We start from the raw sequence: 12,543 nt of genomic DNA on the forward strand, positions 1-12,543 counted from the left end.
GCGAGCAAGCTCGCTCCTACAAAGGTTTTTTTGCGGGCAAAAAAAACGGTGCACCGACCAAGCGCACCGTAAAGCCGTAAAGCACACAACGAAGTGTTGGGGTGAAGCTGATCAGTCCAGCAGCGCCAGGGCCTCGGCGGTGCATTCCTGAATGCGGGCCCAGTCGCCGTTCTTGATCCACTCCGGATCAAGCATCCAGCTACCGCCCACGCACATGACGTTTTTCAATGCCATGTAGCTCTTGATGTTGGCCGGACCCACGCCGCCGGTCGGGCAGAATTTCACTTCGCCGAACGGGCCGCCCAGGGCCTTGATGGCCGCGACGCCGCCGCTGACTTCCGCCGGGAACAGCTTGAAGCGGCGATAGCCCAGGCCGTAGCCTTCCATGATGCCCGAGGCATTGCTGATGCCTGGCAACAATGGAATCGGGCTGGCGACGCTGGCTTCGAGCAGGTCACGGGTGATGCCTGGCGTGACGATGAACTGCGAACCCGCAGCTTCGGCCGCGGCCAGCATGTGCCGATCCAGCACGGTGCCGGCACCGGTCACCAGCTCCGGACGCTGCTCACGCAGCACCTGGATGGCCTTGAGGCCGAACTGCGAGCGCAGGGTCACTTCCAGGGCGGTCAGGCCACCGGCCGCGAGGGCATCGGCCAGCGGCAGGATGTCCTGCTCGCGGGCAATGGTAATGACCGGCAGGATCCGCGCCTTGGCGCAGAGGCTGTCGATCAGGGCAACTTTGTCCGCCATGGAAACGGTCGGGGATGGGTTTGTCATAGCGGCTGTTCCTTGGCTCATGGGCACCAGTAAATCTCTAACGTGGGTTGCAAAAACGCGCGAATCGGCAGTGCGGCGACATCGTCACCGGCCAGTGCGGTATCCAGGGTGGTCAGCTTGGACTGACCGGAAATCGACAGAATCTTGTGTTTGGCCGAGGCCAGCAGCGCACGACTCATGGTCAGGCGCTGACGCGGCACGGTGGGTGCCAGCATCGGGTAACAACGACGGGTCCCGTCAGCCTTCAAGGCTTCGGCCAGGTTCGGGCTGCCGGGGAACAGCGACGCGGTGTGGCCGTCATCGCCCATGCCCAGCACCAGCACGTCGATCACCGGCAGCTCGGAAAGCAAACGGTCGGCGTGATCGGCGGCCTGTTCAAGGTTGGCGCTGGCGCTGTACAGGCTCAGGAACTGCGCCTTGGCCGCTGGCCCTTGCAACAGATATTTCTTCAGCAGGCCGGCATTGCTGTCGGCGTGCTCGACCGGCACCCAGCGTTCATCGGCGAGGCTGACCACCACGTTCGACCAGTCCAGCGCCTGCTTGGCCAGGTGCTGGAAAAACGCCACCGGGCTGCGGCCACCGGAGACCACCAGGGTCGCCGTGCCCTGGGCTTCAATGGCATCGCTCAGGTGCTTGGCCACGTTCAGCGCCAGGCTTTCAGCCAGCAGCACCGGGCTCTTGAACGCATGGGCGCTGACGCCCTGCGGCAGTTTCAAATCAGATATCGCCATACCACGACCTCCCATCCCGCGTGATCAGAGCAATGGAGCTCATCGGTCCCCAGGACCCGGCCGCGTACGGCTTGGGCGCATCACCGGATTTTTTCCACCCGGCGATCAACTGGTCACACCACTTCCACGCGGCTTCGATTTCATCTTTACGGACAAACAGGTTCTGATTGCCGCGCATCACTTCCAGCAACAACCGCTCGTAGGCATCGGGAATCCGTGCGCTGCGCCAGGTGTCGGAAAAATTCAGCTGCAACGGACCGCTGCGCAGCTGCATGCCCTTGTCCAGGCCTTGTTCCTTGGTCATCACCCGCAAGGAAATGCCTTCATCCGGTTGCAGGCGGATAATCAGCTTGTTGCTGATCTGCAGGCGCTGCTCGGGAGCGAAGATGTAGTGCGACGGTTCCTTGAAGTGGATGACGATCTGCGACAGCTTCTGCGGCATGCGTTTGCCGGTACGCAGGTAAAACGGCACGCCGGCCCAGCGCCAGTTGCGGATGTCGGCACGCAGGGCGACGAACGTCTCGGTGTCGCTCTGGGTGTTGGAATTGGGTTCTTCCAGGTATCCGGGCACCGGTTTGCCTTCGCTGTAGCCGGCGATGTACTGGCCACGCACCACCTGGGTGGTCAGGCCTTCCGGGCTGATCGGTGCCAGCGCCTTGAGCACTTTGACCTTCTCGTCGCGGATGCTGTCGGCGGACAGGTCGGCCGGCGGGTCCATGGCGATCAGGCAGAGCAGTTGCAGCAGGTGGTTCTGGATCATGTCCCGCAGCTGGCCGGCCTTGTCGAAGTAACCCCAGCGCCCTTCGATACCAACCTTCTCGGCCACGGTGATTTCCACGTGGGAGATGTAGTTCTGGTTCCACTGGGTTTCGAACAGGCTGTTGGCAAAACGCAGGGCGATCAGGTTCTGGACGGTCTCTTTGCCCAGGTAGTGGTCGATACGATAGGTGCGGTTCTCCGGGAAGAACTGCGCCACGGCGTCATTGACCTTGCGCGAGGATTCGAGGTCCGAACCGATGGGTTTTTCCAGTACCACGCGGGTGTTTTCCGCCAGGCCGACCTTGGCCAGGTTCTCGCAGATCGCCCCGTAGACGGCTGCCGGTGTGGCGAAATAGGCGATGACCCGTTGCGCGCTGCCGGCCACTTCAGCCAGGGCCACGTAGTCTTCGGACTTGAGGAAGTCGACGTGCAGGTAGCTCAGGCGCGCGAGGAAGCGCTCAAGCACGGCTTCGTCCAGCTCCTTGGCACCGACGTAGCGGCGCAGCTCGGACGTAATGAACGCCAGGTGCTCCTGTTCGCTGCCAGGCTCCCGGGCCAGCGCGATGACACGCGTGTCCTCGTGCAAGAGGCCTGCGCCATCGAGTTGATAAAGGGCAGGAAACAGCTTGCGCAGGGCCAGATCGCCCAAGGCGCCGAACAACGCGAAGGTGCACGGTTCAACCGTAATCGAAGGCATGATGTTTGTTCTTTTATCAAGTTAAGCTACAAATACCTTTTTTCAAGGCATCACTCAAGGGAAAATGTAGTAATAACCACAACATTTTCGCAAAATACAGATTCCGTGTGGTGGTCAGTCGGAGCCATCAGTAGGATAGGCCACCGTTACGGGCCTCACCAAAGGCCCTTTTTGCATTAGCCGCGCGCTTATCGGCGCAGGTGTAAAGGATACTTATATGGACCGCGTGCGAAATTTACTGGAGCAAATCCAGAGTCGCCTTGAAGAGCTGAACAAGGCCGAACGCAAAGTGGCCGAGGTGATCCTGCTCAACCCGCAGCAGGCCACCCGCTTCAGCATCGCCGCCCTCGCCCAGGCGGCGTCCGTCAGCGAACCGACGGTCAACCGTTTCTGCCGTTCGTTCGGCGTCAGCGGTTACCCCGAGCTCAAGCTTCAGTTGGCCCAGAGCCTGGCCAGTGGCGCGGCCTATGTCAGCCGTGCGGTCGAGGCGGATGACAACCCTGAAGCCTATACCAAGAAGATTTTCGGCAGCGCCATCGCCTCCCTGGACAGTGCCCTGCAGGCGCTGGACCCGAACCTGATCAGCCGCGCCGTCGACCTGTTGATCCAGGCCCGGCAGATCCACTTCTTCGGCCTCGGCGCCTCGGCTCCGGTAGCGCTGGATGCCCAGCACAAGTTCTTCCGCTTCAACCTGGCCGTGACCGCCCATGCCGATGTGCTGATGCAGCGCATGATTGCCTCGGTGGCGCATACCGGCGAGTTGTTCGTGATCATTTCCTACACCGGCCGCACCCGCGAACTGGTGGAAGTGGCGCGCATCGCCCGGGAAAACGGTGCTTCGGTACTGGGCCTGACTGCAGAGAACTCGCCCCTGGCCAAGGCCAGCACCTTGAGCCTGAACATTCCGCTGCCGGAAGACACCGACATCTACATGCCGATGACTTCGCGGATCATCCAGCTGACCGTGCTCGATGTGCTCGCCACTGGCATGACCTTGAGGCGCGGGGTGGATTTCCAGCCGCATTTGCGCAAGATCAAGGAGAGCTTGAATGCCAGCCGGTATCCGGTGGGCGACGAGTTCAACTGATCCGAAATCCCGGCTGACCGGTCCGGCCTCATCGCTGGCAAGCCAGCTCCTACAGGTTAAGCGGCGGTCGCAGTTTTTGTGCTCGACGCGGACACTGTAGGAGCTGGCTTGCCAGCGATAGGGCCAGCCGAGACACCGCAATATCCAGAGCTAAACCCCCACCCGCGCCTGCAAACTCAAATGCGCCCGCTCCCCAGGCTTCAGGCACAGGCTGTCGGTGCCGCCACTCGCCGCCTCTACACAAACGAATTCGGATATCTCGCTCCAACTCACCCCCAGCAACGGCCGCGAACCCGGATGCCACACAACGGTATCAGCGCTGGCGCCCGTATCGATGCACAACGCCCGCTCCCAGGCGTGATCGTTAAGCTGTAACTCACCGTCATGCTGGAACACCCGCTGGCAGCCGCCTTCGACGCGCAACTCGCCTTCCTGCTGGCAAATCTGTCGGTTCAACTGGTCGTAACCTTGCGCGCCATCGAGCCCAGACAGCGCTACCTCACCGACATCACCAATACGCCAGTAAGCATGCAAAGCCTGGCTCAACTGGCACGGCATGTCGTCCTGATGCTCGGTACTCAGGCGCAAATCCATGCGTTCCCCCAGGTGCGCATGCAGGTCTACCTGCCAGTCGCACAGCTCCAGCTGCCAGTGCAGGCGCACGCCATCGTCATCGTTGCTGCTGTCGATCAGTTTCCAGTCGAGTAAACGCGCCCAACCGTGGGACGGCCAGGCGTTTTCGCTGGGGTGACGGCCGTACCATGGCCAGCACACCGGCACACCACCGCGAATGGCCCCGACCTGCGGCCACTTCGCCGCGCACCACAGCCAGGGTTTCTGGCCCTTGGGCTGGAAGTGCAGCAACTGCGCACCCTGGCGACTGAACACCGCCTGACACAGCGGATGATCGATCACCAGCACGTCGCGCTTCTGATAGCGCTCCCAGGCAAACACCGGCCGTTCGCGCAAGGATTTGAAGAAGCGTTGTAGCGGATGCTCAAGCATGTGCCACGGTCCTGAAAATCGTCTGTTACCGGGGTGCGCCGCCGGCAAAAAAAAGCGGACAGCCTTGGCCGTCCGCAAAATGCGCACATGGAGAGGAGCTTATCGCAGTCGCGTTAGAACACCGACTGAATTTTCAGGCCGGCGACCAAAGCGTCATCGACTTCATCCACACCGCCCGGGTGAGTGATGTATTGCAGGTTGGGACGCACGGTCAGCCAGTTGGTCACGTGGAAGCCGTAGTTGAGCTCGTAGTTGTATTCGGTGTCGCGCAGCGGCGAGAACAGCGGATCGTTGTAATCGCTGACACCATTGGAGGCGTTGACCAGCTCGGCGTTTTTCTTCACGTCATCGTTGACATGGATGCGGGCGAAACCGATCCCCATGTCATCCTTCGGACGTGCATCGAACGGGCCTTTGTAGACGAACATCAGCGACTGGTAGTTGTCGACGATGTTGGTGTCCTTGTCGTGGAACGTCGCGTTGGCGGCGATGTTCAGACCGCGGGTCGCGTCACCGTTATGGCTGGTGAGTTGCTGTTGCGCCACGAACCAGTAGCCGTGCTTGCTGCTGTGGCTGCGATAGGCGTTGCCGCTGGTGGCCGCGTTGTTGCCGTTGTCATCTTCAAGCACGTCATCGGCGCTGGCGGTGCTTTTGTAGTAACCAACACGGTATTCGCCCGGCAACTTGCCTGGGTTGGGCAACCACACCAGTTCCACCGGCAGGACGGTGCCTTCGGTACCGCTGCCGCTGAGCTTGAAGCCGTTGCCGTGCTCCAGTTGGCTCGGGTTTTGGTTATACGCACCGATCTGCGCATACCACTCGGGCGAGAAGTTGTACTTCACGCGGATCGCGGCCTGACTGACCGGCCAGTTGTACCAGATGTTGGTGGCCCAGTTGCCCACCTGGGAGCCGCAGAACGCCAGGTTCTGGAATTCGCAGGGGAAGGTGTTGAAGTCTTCACCTTCACCGAAGTAACCGGCCTTGATGTCGAGTTTGTTGTCGAAGAACTGATGCTTGATCCACAGTTGGGTCAGCCGGACCATGTGCCCACGACCATAGACTTCCTGGGAGGAACTCAAGGTGCCGGCACGCGGGTCGCCGATACGGTCGTTGGAGATGTTCTCACCGTTACGGTTGGTGAGCTGGATCTTGGCCTGGGTGTTGTCCCAGCCGAACAGTTTCTCCAGGTCCAGCGCCGCCCCCAGGCCGAACTGGTCACTGTAGCGTGCGGTCTTGTCATCGTTGAAACCGCCGTCGAGGTTGCCGCCCACTTCACCGACGTAGTCCATCTTGATGTCGATGCCCTGCTCGATCAGCCTGGTCCGCTCACCACCCCAGTCGCCCGTCATCCATTCGGAATCGGCACTGAACGCATCAGCCGCGTGCACGCTACCGGCCAGCATCATTGCCGCAATCGCCGATAACTGGCAGATAAGCTGAGCGTTGTTGTTCTTCTTCATCCCTACATCCTCGTCTTATTGTTATTAACTGTTTTTATCTAACGCGGTTACATCCCCTGTGGGAGCGGGCTTTTGTGGGAGCTGGCCTGCCGGCGATAGCGTCAACTCGGTTCGAGGTTAAACCGAGTTGTCCGCATCGCCGGCAGGGCCAGCTCCCACACGACCCCGCTCCCACATTTTTTGATCTTCAGCGGCCTTTGAATTGGGCCACGTTGGCGGCGTGAGCTTCGGTTTTCGGCAAGCCAGCCACCCCCAGCCGCTCACCTGTCTTGGCATCGAACAGCAGCACTTTCGCCGGATCGAATTGCAACGTCAGGGTCTCGCCAACCTGCGGCGCCACGTCCGGCGCCAGGCGGCAGCAGACCTTGGTGTCGTTGAGGTTGACGAACACCAGGGTGTCCGGCCCCGTCGGTTCGGTGACCTGGACTTCGGCGCGAATGCTCGGCAAGCCATTGGGCTCGCCGCTGGCCAGCACGATCTGCTCAGGGCGCATGCCAAGGATCACTTCGCGGTCTTCGAGCCCGGCGTCCTGCATGCCCAGCGGCAGCTCGCAACGGGCCTGGCCGCTGTCGAGCAGCGCCAGCAGGCGACCGTCCTTGCGCTGCAGGCGCAGGGGGATGAAGTTCATAGGCGGCGAGCCGATGAAGCTCGCCACGAACAGGTTGGCCGGGTTGTTGTAGATATCCTTCGGCGTGCCGAACTGTTGGATGATCCCGTCCTTCATCACCGCCACTTTGTCACCCAGGGTCATGGCCTCGATCTGGTCGTGGGTCACGTACACCGTGGTGGTTTTCAGGCGCTGGTGCATCAGTTTCATTTCGGTGCGCATCTCGACCCGCAGCTTGGCGTCGAGGTTGGACAGCGGTTCGTCGAACAGATAGATCTTCGGCCGCCGCGCCAGGGCACGGCCCATCGCCACGCGCTGTTGCTGACCACCGGAGAGCTGGCCGGGCTTGCGATTGAGCAGGTGTTCGATCTGCAGCAGCTTGGCGACGCGAGTGACTTCCTCATCGATGGCCGACTGGCTCATCTTGCGGATTTTCAGGCCGAACTCGATGTTCTCGCGCACGCTCATGGTCGGGTACAGCGCGTAGGACTGGAACACCATGGCGATGTCGCGATCCTTGGGGCTCATGCCGCTGACGTCCTGGTCGCCGATCATGATTGCGCCGCCGGTGATGGTCTCGAGACCGGCGATGCAATTCATCAGGGTCGACTTGCCGCAGCCCGACGGGCCGACAAGGATCAGGAACTCACCGTCCTTGATCGACAGTTCGATGTTCTTCAGGGTGTCCGGCAGGCCGGCGCCATAGGTCTTGTTTACATTGCGAAGTTCGAGCGTAGCCATGATTACCCCTTGACTGCGCCGGCCGTCAGCCCGCGCACGAAATACTTGCCTGCGACCACATAGACCAGCAGGGTCGGCAGCCCGGCGATCATCGCCGCGGCCATATCAACGTTGTATTCCTTGGCCCCGGTACTGGTGTTGACCAAGTTGTTCAGCGCCACCGTGATCGGTTGTGAATCCCCGCTGGAGAACACCACCCCGAACAGGAAGTCGTTCCAGATCTGAGTGAACTGCCAGATCAGGCAGACCATGATGATCGGCGTCGACATCGGCAGGATGATCCGGCGGAAGATGGTGAAGAAACCCGCACCGTCGAGGCGCGCCGCTTTCACCAGCGCATCGGGAATGCTGATGTAGTAGTTACGGAAGAACAGCGTGGTGAACGCCAGGCCATAGACCACGTGCACGAACACCAGGCCCGTGGTGGTGCTCGCCAGGCCCATCTTGCCGAGGGTGAACGAGGCCGGCAGCAGGACGGTCTGGAACGGCAGGAAGCAACCGAACAGCAACAGGCCGAAAAACAGCTGCGAACCACGGAAACGCCACATCGACAGCACGTAGCCGTTCAGGGCACCGATGGCCGTGGAGATCAGCACCGCCGGAACGGTGATCTTGATCGAGTTCCAGAAATAACCGTCAACCGTGGCCCAGGCCTTGACCCAGCCGATGCCGCTGACCACGGTCGGCCAGCTCAGCAGGTTGCCGGTGCTGATGTCTTCCGGGGTCTTGAAACTGGTCAACAGCATGACCACCAGCGGAATCAGGTAGAGCATCACGGCGAGGATCAGCACGGCGTAGATCGCGATGCGACTCAAGCTGATGGCAGGTTTGGCAGCGAGACTAGTCATGACGCTTGGTCCTCAGCTCGGAGTACAGGTAAGGCACGATGATTGCGAGAATCGCACCGAGCATCAGAATCGCACTGGCCGAACCCATGCCCATCTGGCCGCGACTGAAGGTGAAGGAGTACATGAACATCGCTGGCAGGTCCGAGGAGTAGCCCGGGCCACCGGCGGTCATCGCCGCCACCAGGTCGAAACTCTTGATCGCGATGTGCGCCAGGATCATCACCGCGCTGAAGAACACCGGGCGCAGGCTTGGCAGCACCACTTTCCAGTAGATGCGCGGCATGCTCGCCCCATCGATCTGCGCGGCACGGATGATCGATTGATCAACGCCGCGCAGGCCGGCGAGGAACATCGCCATGATGAAGCCCGAGGCTTGCCAGACAGCGGCAATCACCAGGCAATAGACCACGCGATCCGGGTCGATCAGCCAGTCCAGGCGGAAGCCTTCCCAGCCCCAGTCACGCAACAATTTATCCAGGCCCATGCCCGGGTTGAGCAGCCATTTCCATGCAGTACCGGTGACGATCATCGAGAGCGCCATCGGGTACAGGTAAATGGTGCGGATGAAGCCTTCTCGACGGATGCGCTGGTCGAGGAAAACCGCCAGCAGCACGCCGATCACCAGGGTGATGCCGATGAACATGCCACCGAACAGTGCCAGGTTCTTGCTCGCCACCCACCAGCGGTCGTTGTCGAACAGCCGGGCATATTGCGCCAGACCCGCCCACTTGTAGTTGGGCAGGAAGGTCGATGTGGTGAACGACAGAACGAACGTCCACAGGATGTAGCCATAGAAGCCCACCAGCACGATGAACATGCTCGGCGCCAGCACCAGTTTTGGCAGCCAGCGTTGCAATGCATCGAACGGCGAGGCCTTGCTGAACACAGCAACAGAACTCATGGGGAAATCCAGTACGAGGGAATTAGGAGTACAAGTGCGTGTCCTGTGGGAGCCAGCCTGCTGGCGATTGCGGTGGGTCAGTTGATACATCCGGTGTCTGACACTCCGCTATCGCGAGCAGGCTCGCTCCTACAGGGCCAAGCATTACTTGGCCGACTGAACCGCCGCGCCGAGTTTTTTGGCCGCATCAGCCGGGTCGGCTTTCGGGTCGTTGATGTAGTTGGTCACTACGTCGAAGAACGCACCCTGTACCGCCAGCGTGGTCGCCATGTTGTGCGCCATGCTCGGTTGCAGGCCGCCGGACTTGGCGTCAGTCAGGAAGTCCTTGGCCGCGGTCTGGGCGCACGCATCGAAACCGTACTTGCCCATGTCCGCCAGCATGTCGTTGCGCACCGGGATCGAGCCCTTGTTGATGCTGAAGACTTTCTGGAAGTTCTCACCCAATACGACTTTGGCGATGTCCTGCTGACCGGCTGCAGTGCCTTTGTCTTTTTGCTTGAACACTGCCAGCGAGTCGATGTTGTAGGTGAAGGCCTTGTCGGTACCCGGGAACGCTACGCACTCGTAGTCCTTGCCGGCGACCTTCTTGGCGGCGGTCCACTCGGACTTGGCCCAGTCACCCATGATCTGCATGCCGGCCTTGCCGTTGATGACCTTGGCCGCTTCCAGGTTCCAGTCCTGACCTTTGCCGTCGGCGTCCATGTAGGTCGCTAATTTCTTCAGTTCGGTCAGCGCCTTGACCATTTCCGGACCGGTCAGCGCGCCATTGTCGAGATCAACCAGGGCTTTCTTGTAACCATCGACACCCATGACCGAAAGCACAACGGCTTCGAACACGGTGCTGTCCTGCCAAGGCTGGCCGCCGTGGGCGAGCGCAATGAAGCCGGCAGCCTTGAGCTTGTCGCCCGCCGCGTAGAATTCTTCGAGGGTGGTCGGGTTCTTGGTGATACCGGCTTTCTTGAAGACTTCCGGGTTGATCCACAGCCAGTTCACCCGGTGGATGTTCACCGGAACGGCCACGTAATCACCTTCGTACTTCACGGTATCGGAGACTTTCTTGTCGAGCAGGCTGTCCCACTTCTCTTCTTTGGCAACGTCCTTGAGGACGTCGGTGTCGAGCAGACCGGTCGACGCCCACTCCTGAATGTCCGGGCCCTTGATTTGGGCAACGCCCGGCGGGTTACCCGCTACGGCACGGCTTTTCAGCACGGTCATGGCCGTCGCACCGCCACCACCGGCGACTGCGCCGTCCTTCCAGGTAAAGCCGTCTTTTTCGACTTGAGCCTTGAGCACATCGACCGCTGCCTTTTCACCACCCGAGGTCCACCAGTGAACGACTTCCACGGAACCTTTGGATTCGGCGGCAAGCACACTGAGCGGAAGCGCAGACAGGGAGACGAGGGAAATGACAGTAGCGAGGCGAGAAATCGCATTCATCGAGAAGTACCTTTCTTGTTGTTATGCATGCAAGTCTGGTGCTTGCGCTGCAGAGGATTTTAAACAGGGGACGGCCCTTCGCAGGTAACGAAGGGACGCGCGAATGTCACCGCATGGTTACACAGAACCGCTCTGGGACAATGCTGCCAGCGCACTGGCCATGCTCGGCGCCAACGGCAGGCGCGGGATCAGCACCGCTTGCCAGGCGTGATAGAGGTCGGGTTTTCCGGGCCAGATATCGGCACTTGGGCGGTTCAAGGGGTCGAGTTCGTGATGCCAACTGCCATCGCATCGGTCGATGAAATGACTGTCACAGAATTCCCAGAACAGGCGATACCAGCGTTCGTATTGCTCATCCCCAGTACGCTTGAGCAAGGCACTGGCGGCGGCGCTGGCTTCGCAATGGGTCCAGTGCAGGCGATGGCGAACCACCGCCTTGTTGTCCCAGTCGAGGGTGTAGACCAGGCCCGGCGCGCCGTCGATGTTCCAGCCGTGGCGACAGTTGTGCTCGAAGAGTTTTTGCGCGTCGGTGGCCAGCCAGCCTGGGGTGAGCATGCCGGCGCGTACTCGCGCAGCCTCGAGATGCAAGAGCAATCGAGCCCATTCGAAACCGTGTCCCGGCGTGGTGCCGTAGGGGCGAAAACCATCGGCCGGGTTGTCGTGGTTGTACTCGCGCAGCGGTTGCCAGTCGCGGTCGAAATGCTCGATCACCAGATAGTCATTGGCGGCGGCGTGACCATGTATCACTCGCTCGACGATGCGCTGGGCGCGGTTTAACCAGCGCTTGTCGTCGGTGACATCGGCCAGGGCGAGGAAAGCTTCGGTGGCGTGCATGTTGCTGTTGGCACCGCGGTACGCCTCCTCCTCGCTCCAGTCGCGATTGAAGGATTCGCGCATGGCACCTTCTTCTTCGCTCCAGAAACAACTGTCGATGATGTCGATCGCGTCATCGAGCAAGGCCTGCGCACCGGGCCGTTGCGCGACCACCGCGGAACTCGCGGCCAGGGCCACGAAGGCATGCAGGTAGGCGTTCTTGCCGGTGTTACCGTCACGGTGTCCGGCGACCGCGAACCAGCCACCGTGCACCGCATCGCGCAAGGGCCCGCGCAAGGCCTGGATGCCGTGATCCACCAGGTCGGCAAATCCTGGCAGGCCCTGGATATGCGCCATGGCGAAGCAGTGGGTCATGCGCGCGGTGTTCATGGTGTGGGCTTGGGCGTCGGCCGGCAGACGACCTTTTTCGTCGAGATTGCCGAAGCCTTCAGGCAGTCTTGATGCCTTGGCGAATGCCAGCAGGCGCAAGCCTTCGGCGGCGAGCCATTGCTGATGGGCCGGTGCGTTCAGCCAGCTGCTGAAGGCGGGTTGAGAGGAGTCCATGGGGTGCCTTTTTTGTTGTTATGACTGAGGGGCAGTCTAAACAACGGGCGGTGGTGGGCTTGTAACGAAGGGGGCGTGTTATGTCACCAAGCTGTGACATTTCCCTTTTGAAATTG

General features: G+C 60.9%; 11 protein-coding genes. 1 reads left to right on the forward strand and 10 read right to left on the reverse strand.

The genetic code is table 11. The annotated features are described in order from the left end of the window. Window positions 1-111: 111 nt before the first annotated feature. Genes SOP95_RS12120 through zwf form a run of 3 tightly spaced genes read right to left on the reverse strand, consistent with a single transcriptional unit; the run spans window position 112 to window position 2,964 of the window. Entirely contained in the window at window positions 112-777 is a 666-nt protein-coding gene (locus tag SOP95_RS12120; RefSeq protein ID WP_020797030.1) for a bifunctional 4-hydroxy-2-oxoglutarate aldolase/2-dehydro-3-deoxy-phosphogluconate aldolase, read from the reverse strand. Window positions 778-794: 17 nt separating this feature from the next. Continuing rightward, window positions 795-1,508 (reverse strand): 6-phosphogluconolactonase, encoded by a 714-nt coding sequence (gene pgl / locus SOP95_RS12125; RefSeq protein ID WP_323607238.1) that lies wholly within the window; start codon window positions 1,506-1,508, stop codon window positions 795-797. Continuing rightward, a complete protein-coding gene (gene zwf / locus SOP95_RS12130) occupies window positions 1,495-2,964 on the reverse strand; it encodes a glucose-6-phosphate dehydrogenase (RefSeq protein ID WP_274073387.1) in 1,470 nt (489 codons plus the stop codon). Before zwf ends, pgl begins: the two co-directional genes overlap by 14 nt. Before the next feature lie 226 nt (window positions 2,965-3,190). Between zwf and SOP95_RS12135 the strand changes: the two genes are divergently transcribed. Further along, on the forward strand, window positions 3,191-4,051 hold the full coding sequence (locus tag SOP95_RS12135; RefSeq protein ID WP_173668879.1) for a MurR/RpiR family transcriptional regulator: 861 nt from the start codon (window positions 3,191-3,193) through the stop codon (window positions 4,049-4,051). A 150-nt stretch (window positions 4,052-4,201) separates the two neighbouring features. Here SOP95_RS12135 and SOP95_RS12140 read toward each other — a convergent pair whose 3' ends face one another. The 7 genes from SOP95_RS12140 to SOP95_RS12170 all read right to left on the reverse strand — a co-directional run bounded on the left by SOP95_RS12140 (window position 4,202) and on the right by SOP95_RS12170 (window position 12,427). Beyond that, on the reverse strand, window positions 4,202-5,056 hold the full coding sequence (locus SOP95_RS12140) for a D-hexose-6-phosphate mutarotase (protein ID WP_323607239.1): 855 nt from the start codon (window positions 5,054-5,056) through the stop codon (window positions 4,202-4,204). Between the two features lie 113 nt (window positions 5,057-5,169). Continuing rightward, window positions 5,170-6,516, reverse strand: a complete 1,347-nt coding sequence (locus tag SOP95_RS12145; protein ID WP_274073385.1) for a carbohydrate porin — start codon at window positions 6,514-6,516, stop codon at window positions 5,170-5,172. A 187-nt stretch (window positions 6,517-6,703) separates the two neighbouring features. Beyond that, window positions 6,704-7,864, reverse strand: a complete 1,161-nt coding sequence (locus SOP95_RS12150; RefSeq protein WP_274073384.1) for an ABC transporter ATP-binding protein — start codon at window positions 7,862-7,864, stop codon at window positions 6,704-6,706. A gap of 2 nt (window positions 7,865-7,866) precedes the next feature. Next, a complete protein-coding gene (locus tag SOP95_RS12155; RefSeq protein ID WP_047532453.1) occupies window positions 7,867-8,712 on the reverse strand; it encodes a carbohydrate ABC transporter permease in 846 nt (281 codons plus the stop codon). Beyond that, entirely contained in the window at window positions 8,705-9,613 is a 909-nt protein-coding gene (locus tag SOP95_RS12160) for a carbohydrate ABC transporter permease (RefSeq protein ID WP_034149180.1), read from the reverse strand. The genes SOP95_RS12155 and SOP95_RS12160 overlap by 8 nt, the downstream gene beginning before the upstream one ends. A gap of 144 nt (window positions 9,614-9,757) precedes the next feature. Beyond that, window positions 9,758-11,050, reverse strand: coding sequence for an ABC transporter substrate-binding protein (locus SOP95_RS12165; RefSeq protein ID WP_323607240.1), 1,293 nt, complete (start codon window positions 11,048-11,050; stop codon window positions 9,758-9,760). Between the two features lie 117 nt (window positions 11,051-11,167). Beyond that, on the reverse strand, window positions 11,168-12,427 hold the full coding sequence (locus tag SOP95_RS12170) for a D-mannose isomerase (RefSeq protein WP_323607241.1): 1,260 nt from the start codon (window positions 12,425-12,427) through the stop codon (window positions 11,168-11,170). Window positions 12,428-12,543: the final 116 nt, after the last annotated feature.

The organism is Pseudomonas sp. YuFO8 (assembly GCF_035065025.1).
GTDB classification, from domain to species: Bacteria; Pseudomonadota; Gammaproteobacteria; order Pseudomonadales; family Pseudomonadaceae; genus Aquipseudomonas; species Aquipseudomonas putida_AE.

Bases quoted from the DNA above. Each gene is read 5' to 3' on its own strand.
- SOP95_RS12120 (WP_020797030.1), bottom strand. From the start codon at position 777: ATGACAAACCCATCCCCGACCGTTTCCATGGCGGACAAAGTTGCCCTG.
- pgl (WP_323607238.1), bottom strand. From the start codon at position 1,508: ATGGCGATATCTGATTTGAAACTGCCGCAGGGCGTCAGCGCCCATGCG.
- zwf (WP_274073387.1), bottom strand. From the start codon at position 2,964: ATGCCTTCGATTACGGTTGAACCGTGCACCTTCGCGTTGTTCGGCGCC.
- SOP95_RS12140 (WP_323607239.1), bottom strand. From the start codon at position 5,056: ATGCTTGAGCATCCGCTACAACGCTTCTTCAAATCCTTGCGCGAACGG.
- SOP95_RS12145 (WP_274073385.1), bottom strand. From the start codon at position 6,516: ATGAAGAAGAACAACAACGCTCAGCTTATCTGCCAGTTATCGGCGATT.
- SOP95_RS12150 (WP_274073384.1), bottom strand. From the start codon at position 7,864: ATGGCTACGCTCGAACTTCGCAATGTAAACAAGACCTATGGCGCCGGC.
- SOP95_RS12155 (WP_047532453.1), bottom strand. From the start codon at position 8,712: ATGACTAGTCTCGCTGCCAAACCTGCCATCAGCTTGAGTCGCATCGCG.
- SOP95_RS12160 (WP_034149180.1), bottom strand. From the start codon at position 9,613: ATGAGTTCTGTTGCTGTGTTCAGCAAGGCCTCGCCGTTCGATGCATTG.
- SOP95_RS12165 (WP_323607240.1), bottom strand. From the start codon at position 11,050: ATGAATGCGATTTCTCGCCTCGCTACTGTCATTTCCCTCGTCTCCCTG.
- SOP95_RS12170 (WP_323607241.1), bottom strand. From the start codon at position 12,427: ATGGACTCCTCTCAACCCGCCTTCAGCAGCTGGCTGAACGCACCGGCC.